Annotated in this window: 19 protein-coding genes; 9 read left to right on the top strand and 10 right to left on the bottom strand. The window is 58.4% G+C overall.

What is annotated here, in order from left to right; genetic code table 11:
• Nucleotides 1–99 precede the first annotated feature (99 nt).
• On the top strand, nucleotides 100–459 hold the full coding sequence (locus HB680_RS26735; RefSeq protein WP_213941397.1) for a hypothetical protein: 360 nt from the start codon (nucleotides 100–102) through the stop codon (nucleotides 457–459).
• A gap of 74 nt (nucleotides 460–533) precedes the next feature.
• On the opposite strand, the gene HB680_RS26730 is transcribed toward HB680_RS26735, so the two are convergent.
• From HB680_RS26730 to HB680_RS26720, 3 genes are all read right to left on the bottom strand, one after another.
• Nucleotides 534–899 (bottom strand): hypothetical protein, encoded by a 366-nt coding sequence (locus tag HB680_RS26730; RefSeq protein ID WP_054615259.1) that lies wholly within the window; start codon nucleotides 897–899, stop codon nucleotides 534–536.
• 745 nt (nucleotides 900–1,644) lie between these two features.
• Nucleotides 1,645–1,947 carry a hypothetical protein gene (locus HB680_RS26725; protein WP_213941396.1) on the bottom strand — a complete coding sequence of 101 codons (303 nt, stop codon included), beginning with the start codon at nucleotides 1,945–1,947 and terminating at the stop codon, nucleotides 1,645–1,647.
• Nucleotides 1,948–2,050: 103 nt separating this feature from the next.
• The gene (locus HB680_RS26720; RefSeq protein WP_213941395.1) at nucleotides 2,051–4,630 is read right to left on the bottom strand and encodes an EAL domain-containing protein; all 2,580 of its coding nucleotides are present in this window, start codon (nucleotides 4,628–4,630) and stop codon (nucleotides 2,051–2,053) included.
• 255 nt (nucleotides 4,631–4,885) lie between these two features.
• Here HB680_RS26720 and HB680_RS26715 point away from each other — a divergent pair, with 255 nt between their 5' ends.
• Complete coding sequence (locus HB680_RS26715) at nucleotides 4,886–5,323, top strand: phage infection protein (RefSeq protein WP_213941412.1); 438 nt, start codon at nucleotides 4,886–4,888, stop codon at nucleotides 5,321–5,323.
• 245 nt (nucleotides 5,324–5,568) lie between these two features.
• Here the strand turns inward: HB680_RS26715 and punC are convergent, their stop codons facing one another.
• On the bottom strand, nucleotides 5,569–6,768 hold the full coding sequence (gene punC, locus HB680_RS26710) for a purine nucleoside transporter PunC (protein ID WP_213941394.1): 1,200 nt from the start codon (nucleotides 6,766–6,768) through the stop codon (nucleotides 5,569–5,571).
• Between the two features lie 123 nt (nucleotides 6,769–6,891).
• On the opposite strand from punC, the gene punR reads away from it, so the two are divergent.
• The 3 genes from punR to HB680_RS26695 all read left to right on the top strand — a co-directional run bounded on the left by punR (nucleotide 6,892) and on the right by HB680_RS26695 (nucleotide 8,447).
• Entirely contained in the window at nucleotides 6,892–7,806 is a 915-nt protein-coding gene (punR, locus tag HB680_RS26705; RefSeq protein ID WP_213941393.1) for a DNA-binding transcriptional activator PunR, read from the top strand.
• Between the two features lie 72 nt (nucleotides 7,807–7,878).
• Entirely contained in the window at nucleotides 7,879–8,253 is a 375-nt protein-coding gene (locus HB680_RS26700; RefSeq protein ID WP_163909575.1) for a hypothetical protein, read from the top strand.
• A complete protein-coding gene (locus tag HB680_RS26695; protein WP_163909574.1) occupies nucleotides 8,250–8,447 on the top strand; it encodes a helix-turn-helix transcriptional regulator in 198 nt (65 codons plus the stop codon). The genes HB680_RS26700 and HB680_RS26695 overlap by 4 nt, the downstream gene beginning before the upstream one ends.
• A gap of 6 nt (nucleotides 8,448–8,453) precedes the next feature.
• Here the strand turns inward: HB680_RS26695 and HB680_RS26690 are convergent, their stop codons facing one another.
• Together HB680_RS26690 and HB680_RS26685 are read right to left on the bottom strand one after the other, a co-directional pair.
• Complete coding sequence (locus tag HB680_RS26690) at nucleotides 8,454–8,774, bottom strand: multidrug efflux SMR transporter (RefSeq protein ID WP_163909573.1); 321 nt, start codon at nucleotides 8,772–8,774, stop codon at nucleotides 8,454–8,456.
• A 68-nt stretch (nucleotides 8,775–8,842) separates the two neighbouring features.
• Nucleotides 8,843–9,298: a carboxymuconolactone decarboxylase family protein gene (locus tag HB680_RS26685; RefSeq protein WP_213941392.1), complete on the bottom strand. Its 456-nt coding sequence runs from the start codon at nucleotides 9,296–9,298 to the stop codon at nucleotides 8,843–8,845.
• A gap of 200 nt (nucleotides 9,299–9,498) precedes the next feature.
• Between HB680_RS26685 and HB680_RS26680 the strand changes: the two genes are divergently transcribed.
• From HB680_RS26680 to HB680_RS26670, 3 genes are all read left to right on the top strand, one after another.
• Nucleotides 9,499–10,113: an NAD(P)H-dependent oxidoreductase gene (locus HB680_RS26680; protein ID WP_213941391.1), complete on the top strand. Its 615-nt coding sequence runs from the start codon at nucleotides 9,499–9,501 to the stop codon at nucleotides 10,111–10,113.
• Nucleotides 10,110–11,519, top strand: a complete 1,410-nt coding sequence (locus HB680_RS26675) for a PLP-dependent aminotransferase family protein (protein ID WP_213941390.1) — start codon at nucleotides 10,110–10,112, stop codon at nucleotides 11,517–11,519. Before HB680_RS26680 ends, HB680_RS26675 begins: the two co-directional genes overlap by 4 nt.
• Before the next feature lie 98 nt (nucleotides 11,520–11,617).
• Nucleotides 11,618–12,211, top strand: a complete 594-nt coding sequence (locus HB680_RS26670) for a TIGR00730 family Rossman fold protein (RefSeq protein ID WP_213941389.1) — start codon at nucleotides 11,618–11,620, stop codon at nucleotides 12,209–12,211.
• Between the two features lie 530 nt (nucleotides 12,212–12,741).
• On the opposite strand, the gene HB680_RS26665 is transcribed toward HB680_RS26670, so the two are convergent.
• From HB680_RS26665 to HB680_RS26655, 3 genes are all read right to left on the bottom strand, one after another.
• The gene (locus HB680_RS26665) at nucleotides 12,742–13,281 is read right to left on the bottom strand and encodes an ester cyclase (RefSeq protein WP_213941388.1); all 540 of its coding nucleotides are present in this window, start codon (nucleotides 13,279–13,281) and stop codon (nucleotides 12,742–12,744) included.
• Between the two features lie 34 nt (nucleotides 13,282–13,315).
• A complete protein-coding gene (locus tag HB680_RS26660) occupies nucleotides 13,316–14,344 on the bottom strand; it encodes a polysaccharide deacetylase family protein (protein ID WP_213941387.1) in 1,029 nt (342 codons plus the stop codon).
• Between the two features lie 130 nt (nucleotides 14,345–14,474).
• Nucleotides 14,475–15,401: a LysR family transcriptional regulator gene (locus HB680_RS26655; RefSeq protein WP_213941386.1), complete on the bottom strand. Its 927-nt coding sequence runs from the start codon at nucleotides 15,399–15,401 to the stop codon at nucleotides 14,475–14,477.
• Nucleotides 15,402–15,533: 132 nt separating this feature from the next.
• On the opposite strand from HB680_RS26655, the gene HB680_RS26650 reads away from it, so the two are divergent.
• A complete protein-coding gene (locus HB680_RS26650; RefSeq protein WP_213941385.1) occupies nucleotides 15,534–15,935 on the top strand; it encodes a RidA family protein in 402 nt (133 codons plus the stop codon).
• A 137-nt stretch (nucleotides 15,936–16,072) separates the two neighbouring features.
• Here HB680_RS26650 and HB680_RS26645 read toward each other — a convergent pair whose 3' ends face one another.
• On the bottom strand, nucleotides 16,073–16,906 hold the full coding sequence (locus HB680_RS26645) for a sugar phosphate isomerase/epimerase (protein ID WP_213941384.1): 834 nt from the start codon (nucleotides 16,904–16,906) through the stop codon (nucleotides 16,073–16,075).

Genomic DNA, 16,906 nt, shown 5'->3' with positions numbered 1-16,906 from the left:
AGCGTCGATAGTCACCATCACGTCAATGAAGTTCTCATAAAAAATCCCCGGCGTAACATCCGCTCCATACCCAACTAACAACACCCGGAGCACACGATCATGAAACGCCAAATCCTTCTCAGCATCGCTTTCTCGGTTTTCGCAGTTAACGCTTTCGCCGCGCCTTCTCGCACAATGATCGCTGAAGGGGGTTCGGATCGGTTGATCGAAAGCCGCGTGGCTGAGGGGGGTTCGGATCGCTTGATCGAGAACCGTGTTGCTGAAGGTGGTTCGGATCGCTTGATCGAGAACCGTGTTGCTGAAGGTGGTTCGGATCGTCTGATCGAGAATCGTGTTGCTGAAGGCGGCTCGGATCGTTTGCTGGAAAAACGCGTCGCTGAAGGTGGTTCGGATCGTCTGATCCAGAACCGCGTCGCTGAAGGTGGCTCCGACCGTCTGACCCAGAACCGCACCGCATAAGTAAATAGCCTTAAAGCAGTCCCCAACAAAGAGCCCGGCCTGATCAGCCGGGCTTTTTCACATCTGACACGCCGCTATGCGACAAGCTCGACGTAGCTCGACTCCCCGCCCCCGCTCGCGCCCGACAACCAGCCCCATACGAAGGCCAACGTGGTGCGCCCTGCGTCATCAACGCCAACCGTGCCACGAGACCAGCCGGCAAGCATCTCGCCATCCGTCGTCAAGCAGTGATAAAGCAGCTCGATGCTATCGGGACCTGTCACGCGCCCGACTTGATGCCCCATGCGAATCCTGCCGCCCTGGTAAGTGCCCGAAATGGCAGCGTCTTCGACCTGGTAATGAAATACGGTGCCGGCACCGGATACCCCGTGGGCGTTACCCGCTACCGTAAATCGGCGATTGTTCAAACGCTCGCTGATTTGAGAAAAGCCAGTTTCCATAGATGTCGCGTCCTTGAGTCGAGAGGTCCATTCCAGCGTCGATGATCTTAAGCCATCGTGTCGCAACTCATTAAGGCACTGCTTTGCCTGTCGATGACGCGGCAAATTCAAGACAATAAAAAACCCGGTCTGATAAACCGGGCTTTTTCGTGCCTTAAACCCAACCTGTAGCAGCTGGCGTAGCCTGCGTTCGGCTGCGAAGCAGTCGTAAAACCTGAGTGCACGGTTTCCCTGAAGCACCGCGCTGGCTTATTTCGCGACTGCTTCGCAGCCGAACGCAGGCTTCGCCAGCTGATACAGGGAACGTGTTTTGTTTGGGATTTTCAGAACTCCGTTACTGATCTGCCTCGATCGCTGAAGCCTGTTCCGACCGTCTGATCCAAAACCGCACCGCATGAATGAATGGTTTCATCGCGATACGTGCCTTAAACCCAACCTGTAGCAGCTGGCGTAGCCTGCGTTCGGCTGCGAAGCAGTCGTAAAACCTGAGTGCACGGTTTGCCTGAAACACCGCGCTGGCTTACTTCGCGACTGCTTCGCAGCCGAACGCAGGCTTCGCCAGCTGCTACAGGGAACGTGTTTTGTTTGGGATTTTCAGAACTGCATCACTGATCTGTCTCAATCGCTGAAGGCTGTTCCGACCGTCTGATCCAAAACCGCACCGCATAAATGAATGGTTTCATCGCGGGACTCAACAAAAAACCCGGTCTGATAAGCCGGGCTTTTTTGTACCTGAAATCAGGTCTTAGTGCGCATTCAACAACATGAAGATACCCATCACCACCCACAGTACCGAGATGTACTGCATCGGCACAAAGAACAGCGTGTGTTTCTTGCGAAAGACGACTTCGCCGCCAGTGTCTCTATCGATGTAGATCTTGCCCGGCTGGTTGTTCATCCGGTGGCCAACATAGGCGTTGACGGCCGCGCCGACCAATAGGCCGACACCCAGCCCGAGCCCATTGCCGAGCCCGGCGAAAGGTATGACGCAGAGTAGCGGGATAACAACTGCCAGAAGGCCCCATCCTTGCCAAATAACAAAAAACATAACGCTTCCCTGGTTAATTTTTGAGGCGCGCAATCTAACAAAAAAACCGTGGCCGCGGTAACATTTTGAAATCAATTAGCCATCAGCTTCCCACCGAGGCGATTCAAACGATGCTTTTTGCTCCTGCATGTTCCACCAAGGCGTTAAACGCCTCAATCTCCAGCGGCCGGCTCAAGTAGTAGCCTTGACCTTCATCGCAGGACACCGCTTTCAGCAATCGCAGGTGCTCCGCCGTTTCAATGCCCTCTGCCGTCACGGTGAGTGATAACGCACGTCCCAACCCGACGATGGCCTGGACGATCGCCTTGTCATCCTCGCTTTCAACCAAGCGGCTCAAAAAGCTGCGGTCGATTTTCAGGCCGTCGAAAGGGAATTCGCGCAGGTAACTCAGTGACGAATATCCCGTGCCAAAGTCGTCCATGGATATCCGCACGCCGAGGCGCTTGAGTGTTCGCATCACCTCCAGTGCGCCGGCGGCATCTTCAAGCATGACGCTTTCGGTGATTTCGAGTTCTACCCGGGCAGGGTCGATGCCAGAGTCGTGCAATGTTTGCTGAATGCGCTCGATCAGGTTGCCTTGCCTGAATTCGATTGGTGAAAGGTTGACGGAAACGAACAAACTGTTCGGCCACTGGGCGGCGCAGTTGCAGGCGGTATTGATGACCCAGTTGCTCAACGCGAGGATCAGCCCGGACTCTTCGGCAATCGGGATAAACGTGTCGGGCGGAATTAACCCGCGTACAGGGTGTTGCCAGCGTACCAACGCTTCGGCGCCAACCATCTGACCGTCGGAGATTCGATAGCGAGGCTGGAAATGCAGGCGCAGTTCACCATGTTTGATCGCATAGCGCAGGTCGCTTTCCAGGCGACGCCGCTCAATGATCCTGGCGTTCATGTCGCCTGCGTAAAAGCGCCAGGTATTGCGCCCTCCAGCCTTTGCCTCGTACAACGCAATGTCCGCGTAGCGAAGCAGCTCGGCCGCCTCAAAAGCGTCCGTTGGCGCCATCGCGATGCCGATACTGGCGCTGACGAACACCTCCTGTTCGCCGATTTCTATAGGCCGCTCAATCGAGTCGATCAGGCGACGACAGAGCGCCTCGACCTCGTCCTGGGTGCTGACATCCGTGAGGATCAGGACAAATTCATCTCCCCCGACACGGGCAACAAGGTCCCCATCGCGTACGCAGTCGGCCAGGCGAGTCGATACTTGGTTAAGTACCAAATCACCGGCGGCATGCCCGAGCAAGTCATTGACCGGTTTGAACCGATCAAGGTCCAGGCTGAGCATGATCAGCGGTTGCTCTGCCGTCGGCAATGCCTTGAGTTTTCCGTCCAGAAACTCCTGAAGACGTGTCCTGTTCGGGAGACCGGTCAAGGCGTCGTGCTGCGAGAGGAATTCGATCCGGCGACGGGCTTCAACTTCCTCTGTGACATCGGTCGCGGTCCCGCGGAATCCGTCCCCGGTCATTTTTCTAGCTGAAAGACGGGTGATTCGCTCCTGACCTTTGCTGTCGATATAGCGACACTGGACGCTGATGTCGGGACGGCGCTTCGGAATGCTGAGCCACTGCGATAACGTGCCGGATTCGAGGTGCAACAGATCATCGATCACAGCTCCGGTCCAGGCGTCTCTGAAAAGTCCTGTAACGACTTCAAATCGCTCGGACAAGAAGGTCAAACGCCAGTCGGCATCGATCTCCCAGACCCAGTCCGAACTGGCTTCAACCACGTCGCGAAAACGCGCTTCGCTGGTAGCGAGAGCGTCCTGACTGCGTTGCTGCGATGTGTAGCTGGCATCAAGTGCCTGCGCCGCAGCGGTCGCACGACGCAAAATGAACCAGGTCATCAGGCACACCAACAGCGCAGCGATGCCGATCAACGGCAACCCTACCCCCAATAAACGCAGGCCGGGCTGTGATGAACTCCAGTGCAGGCGACCGGCTGTGCCGTCATCGCCCAATGCAAGGAATGACGTTGTGCCCGTTTCGTCAGGCGTGGCGGCGTGCAGGCGATCGACCCCGAAATCGTCGCCGATCAGGGCCAGCTTGGTGCTGTTCAACATATCCACGAAAATCAACACCGACGGCGGCTTCTCATCAGGCACTACGCTCGGGTCGGTTCCCGGGGTAATGGCGGCGGCCGCGATGAGGGTGGGTATGCCTTTTACATCGATGAAAGTGGTTGTAGGCGTCTCTGTCTCTGCGCCGGCACGTGCTTTATCGAGGATCCCGGCCAGGGAGGACTGCTCCAGCCACTCGGCGGCGTCAACGGGCTTGAGCTCACCCTTGATCACGGAGTACACGGTGCGATTGGCGTCGTCGACGACAAATACCCCCTGGAAGCCAAAATCCGTGTACAGCGTTGAACCCACGTTTTGTCGGGTGTAGGCCCAGTCAACGTCTATATCTGTGTGCAGATGCTTGTAGGCATCGCCCCAAAAGGCGTAGTCCTTGACGGTTGAGCGCAGGGATTTTTCCAGCGATTGCACGGCCTTCTTTGTGTAGAAAGCGCTTTCGACCTCTTCTGTGCGGTCCAGATCATGCGCGAGATAAATCAGCGAACCGCTGGCCAGTAAAAACACGGCCGCCAATAGCCCCACGAATTTGAATAGAGAGGCACGTGCCAGCGACAGGCTCGATCGATTGGCGAGCGTTGAGACGATAGGGGCGAAATTGTTCGGCATAATTTCCCGCTGGTCGTGGATGCAAGGCGCTTGCACATAAGGCTATCGGCTGTGATGACAGAATAGTGAATCATCTGACTTCTGCCTGACGGCACCTTAAATCGCGGGTTCAGGGTGGCAAATCGCCGGTCAACGGCGCCCTCCTCAACCATTGCCAGCGTCGATAGTCACCATCACATCAATGAAGTTCTCTTAAAAATTCCGGGGCGTAACATCGCGTCCATACCAACCAATAACTCCCCGGAGCACACCATCATGAAACGCCAAATCCTTCTCAGCATCGCTTTCTCGGTTTTCGCAGTTAACGCTTTTGCCGCTTCCTCTCACACCATGATCGCTGAAGGCGGCTCGGATCGATTGATCGAAAGCCGTGTTGCTGAGGGTGGTTCGGATCGTCTGCTCGAGAACCGCGTTGCTGAAGGTGGCTCTGATCGCCTGATCGAGAATCGTGTTGCTGAAGGTGGTTCTGATCGTCTGCTCGAAAAACGCGTTGCTGAAGGTGGCTCTGATCGCCTGATCGAAAACCGCGTTGCTGAAGGTGGCTCTGATCGCCTGATCGAGAACCGCGTAGCCGAAGGTGGCTCGGATCGTCTGCTCGAAAAACGCGTCGCAGAAGGTGGTTCGGATCGTCTGCTCGAAAAACGCGTTGCTGAAGGTGGTTCCGACCGTCTGATCCAGAACCGCACCGCATAAATGAATGGTTTCATCGCGATACTCAACAAAAAGCCCGGCCTGATCAGCCGGGCTTTTTCGTGCCTTAAACCCAACCTGTAGCAGCTGGCGAAGCCTGCGTTCGGCTGCGAAGCAGTCGTAAAACCTGAGTACACGGTTTCCCAGATGCACCGCGCTGGCTTATTTCGCGACTGCTTCGCAGCCGAACGCAGGCTTCGCCAGCTGCTACAGGGAGCGTGTTTTGTTTGGGGGTTTTCAGAACTCCGTTACTGATCTGTCTCAACCCGCCCAAACCGTTCCACCTCTCCCCGCTTCCGTCCCTGCATCCAATACCCCAACACCGCCATCGGCACCGTCCCCAGCATCACCACCACTGCTATCCGCAACGGCTGCTCGATCCACGTCGACACCAGCAAGCTCGCGCCAAAACACGCTCCCAGTTGCAACGCATTTTGCAGTGCCGCTGCCTTGCCGGAGTTGTCCGGGAATGGCATCAGCGCATTCGTAATGATGATCGGGAAACTGGCACCGTTGACCAATCCCATCAGGCAAAACGGGATCAGTAATGTGGTCAGGGTCGGTGTGGTCAACGTCGCCACCAGGTACAGCGCGACCATGCTCAGGCAAAACGCGAGGATCAGCCACGGCAGCATCAATTGGCCGCTGATCCGTTGCAGCAAACTGCGGCAACTGAAGCCGCCGATCAGGAACCCCAAGGTTGGAAGCGCGTAGCTCAGGCCGATGTCGCTGGGGCTGTAGCCCATGCCGCCGAGGATGAAGGGTGAGGCGGTGAGCCAGGCGAAGAAAGCCGCCGAGCAGGCAGCGTAGATCAGCACGTTGCCGCTGAAGGCCGGTGTCTTGAGGAGTTGTCCGAAACTGATACGGGAACGTTCGCCGCTGGCTGTCAGGCGTTTCGGTGTGGTTTTGAGCAACGCAGTGGGCAACAACAATGCGACGCTGATGCCGAGCAGTACGGCGAAAATCGCTTCCCAGCCCCAGTGCTTGAGCAGCATCGCGCCCAGCAGTGGCGCGAGTGCGGGCGACAGGGACATCAGCGGAATGATCCCGGCAAATAGGCGGTTGGCCTGGTGTGCCGGGTAGCGGTCGATCACCAGCGCTTGCCAACTGACCGCCGCCGAGCACACGCCGACGGCCTGGATAAAGCGCAGCGCCCAGAGTTGCACCTCTGTTTCGACCCAGAACATGCCGAGGCAGCCCAGTGCGAACAGGCTAAGGCCCATCAACAACACGGGTTTGCGACCGATGCGGTCGGACAACGGGCCCCACAGTAATTGCCCGACGGCAAACCCGGCGAGGAAGATGCTCAGGCTCGCCCCGACCGCGCCGGCCGACAAGTGCAAATCGCCGCCAATGACGCCGAACGCCGGGAGATACATGTCCATGCCCAGGTAGCCGAGCACGCTCAGCCCAATCAAATAGCAGGTGAAACCAAACGAGTTTTTCATCAACGCCCTGACAGAATCTTCAAATCAAATAATTTGTTAGCAGCGTGCCATTATGGGCGCTGAGCTTTTCGTGTGAAGCGAGAATAATTGAACAGTCTTATCAATATTTTTGAAGGCAACTGAATGTGGTCTGAATATTCCCTGGATGTGGTCGATGCCGTGGCCCGGCATGGCAGTTTCAGCGCGGCGGCGCAGGAGTTGCACCGCGTGCCGTCGGCGGTCAGTTACACCGTGCGCCAACTGGAACAATGGCTGGCGGTGCCGCTGTTTGTGCGACGACATCGCGATGTCGAGCTGACGCCTGCCGGCAAGTTGTTCATCGAACAGGCTCGCGGGGTCATGAAAAGCATGCTCGACACCCGGCGCCTGTGCCAGCAAGTGGCCAACGGCTGGAGCGGTCAGCTGAAAGTGGCGGTGGATGCCATCGTCAAACAGGAGCGCTGCCGGCAATTGGTGCTGGATTTTTATAAACAGTTTCCCGATGTGGAATTGCTGCTTGGCTACGAGGTGTTTAACGGTGTTTGGGACGCCCTCGCCGATGAGCGCACCGACATCGTGATCGGCGCCACCAGTGCAGTGCCGGTGGCCAGTCACTACAGTTTCCGCGACATGGGCCTGTTGAACTGGTTGTGCGTGGCCAGCGCCGGGCATCCGTTGGCGGCAATGGACGGACCGTTGGACGACGATCAACTGCGCCCCTACCCCGCGCTGTGCATGAACGACACCTCGCGCCACCTGCCGAAACGCGATACCTGGTCGCTGGATAATCAGCGACGACTGGTGGTGCCGAATTGGGCCTCGGCCCTGGATTGTTTGCGTGAAGGGTTGTGCGTGGGCATGGCGCCGGCGCACCTGGTGATCCCGCTGATCAAGCAAGCCGAACTGGTCGCCCTGAACCTGCAACGCCCTTTCGCCGCCAGCCCGTCGTGCGTGGCGTGGAATCAAAACAAGCTTTCGCCCGCCATGACCTGGTTGCTGGATTATTTGGGCGATGCCGAGACGATGAATCAGGAGTGGTTGAATGGAGATCTGCCCTAGACGTAAAGCACCCTTTACATCGCGGAAAACTTCGGCGAGTATGTAAAGCACCTTTTACATCAGGACGATGAAATGAAACGTTACTACTACGAAATGGCCGCCTCACTCACCCTCTACATGATCATGTTGGCTGGTTCGCTGACGCTGCTACAGCATATGGAAAACGCCAGCACGGCCCTGCGGATTACCGTAACGTTGATGCCAATGCTGCCGGCAGCCTTGATGTGCTGGGCCATCGTGCGCAACCTTCGGCAGATGGATGAAATGCACTTGCGCATCCAGTTCGAGGCGCTTGGTTTTGCCTTTGCGGCGTCCGCGCTGCTGACCTTCAGTTACGGCTTTCTGGAGAATGTCGGTTTTCCACATCTCAACTGGACCTTTGTATGGCCGGTGATGGGTTTGATGTGGATCATCGGGCTTCAGGTCGCCAGACGTCGTTATCAATGAAAAACAAACTGAAAGAACTTCGCGCCGAGCGTAAATGGTCGCAAGTTGATCTGGCCGCGCTGTTGAATGTCTCGCGGCAAACAATCAACGCGATTGAAAATGGGCGTTATGACCCAAGCCTTCCGCTGGCGTTTCAAATTGCCCGGGCGTTTGAGTTGCCGATCGAGAGTATTTTTGATGATGAAGTTGATTGAGGCCGATCAATTCGCCGACACCAACTTCAACCCGATAACGCCGCCCAAGATCAACGCTATACAAAGCACCCGCAGCGGCGTGGTGGAATCCCCCAATATCGCCATCCCGAGGATTGCCGTGCCCGCCGCGCCGATGCCGGTCCACACCGCGTAAGCCGTGCCCACCGGCAATGAACGCAGCGCCACGGAAAGTATGTAGACGCTCGACACGCCGGTAGCTGCGGCGATAAGTCCTGGAGTCAATCGGGTGAAACCTTCCGAGCCTTTCATCGCAAACGCGAAGGCGATTTCGAGGATGCCGGCGAGACCTAGTAATAACCATGCCATGGTGACAACTCCTTTCGTTTAGCAAGTGAGAGGTGAGCGAGCGCCAACACGGCGCTCGCTTAAAGGGTTCAGGCTTTGTTGGCCGCCGCAGGGATCGAGCGGAACGTCACACCGAAGCGGTTAAAGGCGTTCATCAAGCCGATGGCGTAAGTCAGGTCGGCCAGTTCTTTGTCGTTGAACTCGGCGGCGGTGGCTTGATAGTCCGCGTCCGGCACGCCGGTTTCGGCGACGTTGGTGACGGTTTCGGCCCAAGCCAAAGCGATGCGTTCGCGGGTGCTGAACACGGCACCGGCATCACGCCAGACCGGCACCAGCACCAGTTTTTCCACACTGACGCCGAGTTTGATCAGGTCCCGCGAGTGCATGTCGATGCAGTAGGCGCAGCCGTTGATTTGCGAGACGCGCAGGTACACAAGGTCGATCAGTTCGTGGGGCAGAGCGGATTTTTGCAGGGTCACGTAGACGCCGCCGAATGCTTTGTAACCGTCGGGCGAAGCGCTGGCGTAGTCGATGCGATTGGTCATGATGAATCCTCTGTTGGCTGATTTGAGGACTCCATCGTGGTGCGTCATGGACTAGCGGTGAAGGTCCATGATCTGCCTATTGTCATGGGCCATGCTTGTCCATTCATGGACCAGTCGCAAAGGCGTTTCATGGATCTTTTGCCTGGGTCATGAGGTTCGTAGCATGGGTGCCTCTGTCGATCATCCGGAAGGTAAAAACCATGAACATCCTGCATGTCAGTTGCAGCCCTCGCGGGCAAGCGTCCGAGAGCTATCGGCTGTCGCAAAAAGTGATCGGGCATTTATTGCAGCGCGATCCGAACGCTGAATTGATCAATCGAGTGGTAGGCGCCGGCGGGATCGCGCATGTGGATGAGAACTACGCGATCTCCCAGCAGTCGCTCGAAGATGTCTCTCAAGAGGGTTCTTTTATCCAGTCCGAAACGCTCATCAACGAACTGGAAAGCGCCGATGTGCTGGTCATCAGCACACCGATGCACAACTTCACCGTGCCCTCGGCATTGAAGGTGTGGATTGATCACGTCGCGCGGGTGCGTCGGACGTTTAATGTAGGCGCCCAAGGCAAAACCCCGATGCTGCACGATCGTCCGGTGTTCGTGGCCATTGCTTCAGGCGGGCGATTTTCCGGGGAGCGTGCGCGTCAGCCGGACTTTTTGACGCCGTATCTCAAAGCCGTGCTAAACATGATCGGACTGCATGATCTAAATTTCTTCACAGTCGAAGGCACCGCCCTGGGCCCGGATGCGATCGCACAGGCAAGGACCGCGACCGATCAGGCGCTGCACACGTATTTCCACCATCACGAGGCGCAATGACAAATCCCGGCAAGCCTTTTTCGCCCCTGGACCCGGCGTCCAAAGAACCGATCTACCGGCAAATCTACTGGCGGTTCCGCAGCGCGATTTCCGATGGCACGCTCACGCCGGGTGAGCGGATTCCGGCGGCCCGGGCGCTGGCGAAAGAATTGGGCCTGGCCCGAGGCACTATCGATACCGCGTATTCCCTGCTGACCGCCGAGGGCTACATTCAGGCGCGTGGCCAGGCCGGGACGGTGGTGGCGCCGGGGATCAATGTGCGGGCGCCCTCTTCTGCCGCCGAGCGAAGCGTCGAACACACCTCGATCCGGCACAAGGCGCCGATCCTGCCGTTTCAAATGGCCTTGCCGGCGCTGGACGCTTTTCCACGGAAAATCTGGGCGCAGATCGGCGCCCGTTGCGTTCGCGCCACGCAGGTAACGGACATGGCCAACCCGTCGGTGTATGGCCTGGAATCATTGCGCATCGCGATTGCCACTTACCTGCAAGTCGCTCGCGGCATTACCTGCGCGCCGTCCCAGGTGTTCATCACCTCGGGTTACCGCAACTCACTGGCGCTGATCGCCCACACCTTGCTCAAACCTGGCGACCGCGTGTTGGTCGAAGACCCCGGCTACCTGCCGACCCGACAGTTGCTGGCGCATCTGCAAATTGAAACGGTGCCGGTGCCGGTCGATCAGGACGGCATGCAGGTCGCACAAGCGGTGAACAACGCGATGGGCGCCCGTGCGGCAGTGGTCACGCCGGCGCACCAAAGTCCGCTGTGCGTGTCGCTGCCGCTGCCGCGCCGGTTGGAGCTGCTGGAATGGGCGAGCCGCGAGCAGGCCTGGATTGTCGAGGACGACTACGACGGCGAATACCGTTACGTCAGCCGCCCGTTGCCCGCGCTTAAAAGCCTGGATCGCGACGGTCGGGTGCTCTATGCCGGCACGTTCAGCAAGGTGCTGTTTCCCGGGATCCGCCTCTCGTATCTGGTGGTGCCGCCGACGCAGGTCAAGCGCTTTGAATACGTCGGCCAGACGTTCCTCGGCGGCTGCCCGGAACTGACCCAGGCCATCGTCGCCACGTTTCTCGCCGAGGGCCATTTCGCCCGGCATATCCAACGGATGCGCAAACTCTACGGCGAACGCCGAGAGGCGACTGCGCGGGGGCTCAAGGCTGTTTTGGGCGAGCGGATTCAGATTGATGCGCAGCCCGGTGGCATGCATTTGATCCTGCGACTGACGGATCAACAATCCGATCGGGCGCTGGTCGAGCGCCTTCAGCAGGCGGGGATTTACGCCGAAGCCTTGAGCGATTTCAGTGTGTATGGCCGGACCGATTCGGCGTTGTTGCTTGGGTTCGCCAACATCGATTCCCAGGCTACCGCCGAACGCCTCGGCCAGCGCATTCTGGAATTGTTGTAACGCCTTCATGGCCCACTTAAACACTCGATTCTTGGCGCTGTTGCGCTGATCCAACAGGCCGCAGGATGGGGCGCTCGCTCTCAACCGGACCTCTTTCGATGCCCTCTCCACTTCGCAGCATTGCTGTTTTCTCCGGCTCCAATTTCGGCTTCAATCCCGCCTATGCCGAAGGCGCTCGCGCCCTGGGCCGGGAAATTGGCAGGCGCGGCTTGCAACTGGTGTATGGCGGCACCGATCGAGGTTTGATGGGGATCGTGGCCGACGCCGTGCTCGCGGAGGGCGGTGAAGTGGTGGGCATCATCACCCGCTATCTGCACGACCTCGGTCATCTGCATGGCGGATTGACCCGGCATGAAATCACCCCCGACATGCGCAGCCGCAAGACTCGAATGAGTGAATGGGCGGATGCCTTCATCGCGTTGCCGGGTGGTTTGGGGACCTTTGAAGAGTTGTTTGAAGTCGCGACCCTGACGCAACTGGGCGAACACATCAAAGGCGTCGGCTGCCTGAACATCGGCGACTTCTTCAACCCGGTGCGCAGCCTGCTTGAGCATGCGGTAAAGGAAGGTTTCATGAAGACCGAACACAATGAAATGCTGATTTTCGACACCGAACCGGCCGCGCTGATTGATGCGCTTGAACAGTGGCAGGCCCCCAGCGTCAACAAATGGATCGGCCCCGCACAAACCTGAAACCACCACAAATCCCTGTAGGAGCAAGGCTTGCCCGCGAAGGCGTCGTATCAGTCGATATTCATGTGTCTGACACACCGCATTCGCGAGCAGGCTCGCTCCAACAGGAAGTGCGTGGTGTTCGCGGGAGGCATGTTTGGCGCAAATCCATTGTGGGAGCGGGCTTGCTCGCGAAGGCGTCGTGTCAGTCGACATTTATGTGTCTGACACACCGCATTCGCGAGCAGGCTCGCTCCCACAGGGAGTGCGTGGTGTTCGCGGGAGGCATGTTTGGCGCAAATCCATTGTGGGAGCGGGCTTGCTCGCGAAGGCGTCGTGTCAGTCGACATTAATGTGTCTGACACACCGCATTCGCGGGCAAGCCTTGCTCCTACAAGGGTGGGGGTGTTCGCGGAAGGTGTGTTTGGCGCAAATCCATTGTGGGAGCGGGCTTGCTCGCGAAGGCGTCGTATCAGTCGACATTAATGTGTCTGACACACCGCCTTCGCGAGCAAGCCCGCTCCCACAGGGGTGATGGGTGATGACGGAAATCAGCGATACACGCCCAACTGCTTCATCAACGTCAGGTTGTCTTCGATGTGCCAGTTGGCGGCGATTTTGCCGTTTTCGATCTGGTAGATGTCGGTGGCGATGAAGTTCACGGTTTGCCCCGTGCCTTTGGTGTCGCCAAAGCTCCCGGTGAAGTGACCGCGGAAATGCAGGTGCGCCACGACCCGGTCTCCGGCGATGATCATTTGCTCGACCTCACAACTCAGGTCCGGCACCGCACCACGAAACGCCCGGGATGCCAGCAGCGGCCCTTCCGGCCCCTGTTTGCGGCCTTCGGGTGGGGTCTTGTCGATGAAGTTGTTTGCAAGCGCCTCCCGGGCAAACGCTTCTTCGCCGGTGTTCCAGAACGTGTCGTAGCGGCGGGCGGCGGTTTCCATGAGGTTGATTTGCGCGGGGCTCAGGCTCTTGTCGGTGATCAACACGCCCGGTTTCACCAGGTCGGTGGCGGCGGCCGTGCCGGACAGTGTCAGCGCAAACAAAATGCCGGCGATGAGGGACGCAGATGCGATTGAACGTGGCATCGTCAGGGTTCCTTTAGATGATGTCGGGCAAGACTCAAATCGTCTCGGTTTCCCGAATGCTGAGTGGACTATTGAGGGTGTATTCGGCGATGGCGTCCTTGCGCATGAAAGCGACACCGGGATGGCGTTTGGCGTAGCGCAGAAACTCGTCCCAGACCCGCACCATCTGCGGCGTGCCGCTAATCCGGTCATGGGCACTGACCGACATCATGCGCCGCCGGCTGCCGGCCTCTTCGTAGAGCTGATCGAACTCCAGTTTTATCTGCTCCAGGAATTGCCCCGGCGAGTAGTTCCGGCCCTCGATCAGCACGATGTCGTTGTTGCGCAGGGTGTACGGCACCACGACAAAATCCTTGCCGTTGACCTGCTCGATAAAGGGCTCGTCACGGCTGACATCATCGATGTGATAGACGTAGCCCAGCTCCTGCAACAGCGACAGGGTATTGGGACCGCGTCGCAGCCAGTTGCAGTTGTAGCCTTTCACCGGCTGGCCGGTCACTTCTGTCAGCATGCTCGCGGCTTGCTGTAGAAAGGTGCGTTCCTCATCCCGGCTCATGGCAAATTGCGAACTCCAGTGCGGGCCGTGCCCCGAGGCTTCATGGCCACGGGCAACAATCTCTTTGGCCAGTGCCGGGTTGCGTTTCACGGCATCGCCGATCATGTGGCTGGTGACTTTGACGCCGTGGCGATCCCACAGGTCGAGCAGTCTCGGAACACCTTCACGGTAACCGTAGGCAAACCAGGTATTGGTGGCCGGATCCGACGGCACACTGTCGGGGAAGTTCACGCGGGGAAACGGGCTGTCCGTGTCTTTGAGCGGCTGTCCGCCGGCTTCGAACTGCATGGAAATCGAGACCACCAACCGGGTATCACCCGGCCAGAAACCGCCCTTGGACTTACTCGCAGTTGACGTTGCCGCGCCTGTGTTTTGCGCGGCGGACGCGTTGGCCGGGGTGAGCAACGCGCCGGCTGCCAATACGGCGGCACCTGCACCGGCCTGGGCCAGGAAGGTTCTACGCTGTGGGTTCAACGGGGTTGCAGATTCAGTGTTTGTGAATTCCATCGTGTTGACCTCAAACAGAAAGTTGAACACCGTGGGGCATGGCGCAACGTTAGTGCTTAAGGTTTATTTTGATAATCGGTAAAAAATCGAAAATTAATTTCGTGAATTCCGAATAATGTTTCTAACGCCTTTATGCCTCTTGTCGCTCCGTGATCGGCGCATGCTCGGCCATCAGCTCGGCCACCCAATCGATAAACACCCGCAGCTTGCGGCTGATATGCCGGTTCGGTGGAAACGCGACGAAAATCGGCATCGGATCTAGCCGCCAGCCCTCGAACAAACGCACCAAATCGCCCCGTGCCTCGTGGGCCTTGGACATGTAGTCGGGCAACCAAAGAACGCCGAGCCCGGACAGGCCCGCCGCGAGGTAGGCGTTGCCATCGTCGACCGCCAACACGTAACGCCCCTTGATCTCCATACGCTCACTGTCGCTGCGCATGGCGTAGGGCAAGGCCCTGCCGGTGCGCGCCCACAGGAAACCGACGATACGGTGCGCCGAATCCTCCAGCTCCCGTGGATGCGATGGCGTGCCGACGCGCGCCAGATAGCTCGGCGCCGCGAACACCCCAAGCTGCAAGTCACCGACCCGCCGCGCCATCAATGACTGATCGGTAAGTTCGCCGCCGCGCACCACGCAATCGACGTTCTCACCGATGATATCGACCATACGATCGCTGACGCCCATGTCGATCTGGATGTCCGGATAGCGCGCGTGAAACGCAGGCAGCGCCGGCACTAGAATCATGCTCGCCAACGGACTCGGCACATCAACCCGCAAGCGGCCCCGAGGCTGCACCGACGCGCCGGACAAACCGGTCTCGGCATCGTCCAGATCCGCCAACAGCCGCACCACGCGCTCATAAAACACCGCGCCGTCGGCGGTGACATTCACCTTGCGCGTGGTGCGATTGAGCAACTTGACCCGCAGCCGCGCCTCCAGTTGCTGCACCAGTTGCGTCACGCTGGTCTTGCTCATGTGCAGCGTCTCGGCAGCCTTGGTGAAGCTGCCCGCCTCCACCACTCGCGCAAAGGCCTGCATCGCATCAAAACGGTCCATTTTCGCCCCGGATTGTTTGGGTTTTACAAACAGTGATAGCTACGGTTGCTCGTTTATCGGGCGGGTGCAAGTCCTTACAGTCACTTCATCGTTAATGACGGGTCACTGTTGACCTGCCGATGGAGGCACTTTATGACTCAGCGTGATGTGGTTTTTCCGCCTGGACGCCAGGCACTTTACGAGCGCAATCGCTACTCGCCAGCGATCAAGTCCAATGGCTTTTTGTTTGTGTCGGGGCAAGTCGGCAGCACTGAAGATGGCTCGCCGGAACCGGATCTTGAGGACCAGGTGCGGTTGGCGTTCAACAACCTGAACGCGATCCTGAAGGCGGCCGGTTGCACGTTTGACGACGTGGTGGATGTGACGGTGTTTATCGTCAATCCGCAAGAGCGGTTTGAAAAGATCTGGAGCGTGGTGCCGGAGTTCTGGGGCAATGCACCGCATCCGACGGTGACCGCTGTGGGTGTGACCTGGTTGTATGGCTTCCAGTTTGAAATCAAAGTTATCGCCAGGCTGCCCGAAGCCATCCACTGATTTGTCGCACCGCCAATCAACTGTGGGAGCGGGCTTGCTCGCGAATGCGGTGTAACAGTCAGCATCTATGTTGAATGTTAAGCAGCCTTCGCGAGCAAGCCCGCTCCCACAGGGTTATGTGCCTGGGTCAAAATCAGTCACCGTTCCTGGCATTGCTCCCAAACCCCACGCATCAACGCCTTCAACACCAACGCTTCCGCCCAGCGGTCCGCTATATCCCGCCCATTCGCCCCGGTGATCGCATACGGCGGCGGACCCAGTTCGCAGGTAAAAGACAGGCTGGCCGGTGTCTGCGGGCGCGCCAGCCAATCCTCGATCCCGTAGCGCCACCAGCCCAGGAACCGATCCAGCCACGGTTGATGCTGGGCGAAACTCAAGGGCACCTGCACCTGTTCCCCATTGCTGACACGCCCATGAAAACCCCAGCTGTGGCGCAGGATGGTATGGATCTGTGCGTCGTCTTCGGCGGTCGCCGACTCCGGCAATTCACGACCCACGACGTAGTGGGACAGGTCGGCCAACAGTTTGAGGTCAGGCATTTCCGCGAGCAGGTCGAGGGTGAACAACAGGTCATTGGTGAGGCGATAGCGGTGGGTTTCCAGCAGGACTGGAAAGTCGACTTGCTCGGCCAGGCGCTGCCAGCCTTCGATCAATTTGATGGCTTGCGACAGCGTGCGCGGCCGGACGTCGGCTTGCAGCGTGAGGTGGTGGCAGCCGTGGCGGGAGATGACATCGAGCGCGGCCGCCAGGTCATCCACCGTGCGCGGGAACAGTTGTCCTTCGATGTGCAGGCCTTGGGCCTTGGCGGCGGCACTTAGCCGGGCGGCCTGTGGTGCGAGCCAGAAATGGTCGGTGACGCCGTCGAAGCCAGCGGCGGCGATTTTCTCCAGTTGTGCTTCGATGGAAAGGTCGCATTGGCCACGGTGATCTTGCATGGCCCACAGGGACTGAAACACCAGGAATTCGCGCAT

Origin of the sequence: Pseudomonas sp. dw_612 (assembly GCF_018449725.1) — a bacterium.
GTDB lineage: Bacteria > Pseudomonadota > Gammaproteobacteria > Pseudomonadales > Pseudomonadaceae > Aquipseudomonas.
The sequence above is the reverse complement of the archived record's forward strand: the minus strand, read 5'-3'. Positions and strand labels throughout refer to the sequence as shown.

Bases quoted from the DNA above. Each gene is read 5' to 3' on its own strand.
- HB680_RS26700 (WP_163909575.1), top strand. From the start codon at position 7,879: ATGAAACGTTACTACTACGAAATGGCCGCCTCACTCACCCTCTACATG.
- HB680_RS26650 (WP_213941385.1), top strand. From the start codon at position 15,534: ATGACTCAGCGTGATGTGGTTTTTCCGCCTGGACGCCAGGCACTTTAC.
- HB680_RS26660 (WP_213941387.1), bottom strand. From the start codon at position 14,344: ATGGAATTCACAAACACTGAATCTGCAACCCCGTTGAACCCACAGCGT.
- HB680_RS26735 (WP_213941397.1), top strand. From the start codon at position 100: ATGAAACGCCAAATCCTTCTCAGCATCGCTTTCTCGGTTTTCGCAGTT.
- HB680_RS26715 (WP_213941412.1), top strand. From the start codon at position 4,886: ATGAAACGCCAAATCCTTCTCAGCATCGCTTTCTCGGTTTTCGCAGTT.
- HB680_RS26720 (WP_213941395.1), bottom strand. From the start codon at position 4,630: ATGCCGAACAATTTCGCCCCTATCGTCTCAACGCTCGCCAATCGATCG.
- HB680_RS26695 (WP_163909574.1), top strand. From the start codon at position 8,250: ATGAAAAACAAACTGAAAGAACTTCGCGCCGAGCGTAAATGGTCGCAA.
- punR (WP_213941393.1), top strand. From the start codon at position 6,892: ATGTGGTCTGAATATTCCCTGGATGTGGTCGATGCCGTGGCCCGGCAT.
- HB680_RS26675 (WP_213941390.1), top strand. From the start codon at position 10,110: ATGACAAATCCCGGCAAGCCTTTTTCGCCCCTGGACCCGGCGTCCAAA.
- HB680_RS26645 (WP_213941384.1), bottom strand. From the start codon at position 16,906: ATGCGCGAATTCCTGGTGTTTCAGTCCCTGTGGGCCATGCAAGATCAC.
- HB680_RS26725 (WP_213941396.1), bottom strand. From the start codon at position 1,947: ATGTTTTTTGTTATTTGGCAAGGATGGGGCCTTCTGGCAGTTGTTATC.
- HB680_RS26680 (WP_213941391.1), top strand. From the start codon at position 9,499: ATGAACATCCTGCATGTCAGTTGCAGCCCTCGCGGGCAAGCGTCCGAG.
- HB680_RS26730 (WP_054615259.1), bottom strand. From the start codon at position 899: ATGGAAACTGGCTTTTCTCAAATCAGCGAGCGTTTGAACAATCGCCGA.
- HB680_RS26670 (WP_213941389.1), top strand. From the start codon at position 11,618: ATGCCCTCTCCACTTCGCAGCATTGCTGTTTTCTCCGGCTCCAATTTC.
- HB680_RS26665 (WP_213941388.1), bottom strand. From the start codon at position 13,281: ATGCCACGTTCAATCGCATCTGCGTCCCTCATCGCCGGCATTTTGTTT.
- HB680_RS26690 (WP_163909573.1), bottom strand. From the start codon at position 8,774: ATGGCATGGTTATTACTAGGTCTCGCCGGCATCCTCGAAATCGCCTTC.
- HB680_RS26685 (WP_213941392.1), bottom strand. From the start codon at position 9,298: ATGACCAATCGCATCGACTACGCCAGCGCTTCGCCCGACGGTTACAAA.
- punC (WP_213941394.1), bottom strand. From the start codon at position 6,768: ATGAAAAACTCGTTTGGTTTCACCTGCTATTTGATTGGGCTGAGCGTG.
- HB680_RS26655 (WP_213941386.1), bottom strand. From the start codon at position 15,401: ATGGACCGTTTTGATGCGATGCAGGCCTTTGCGCGAGTGGTGGAGGCG.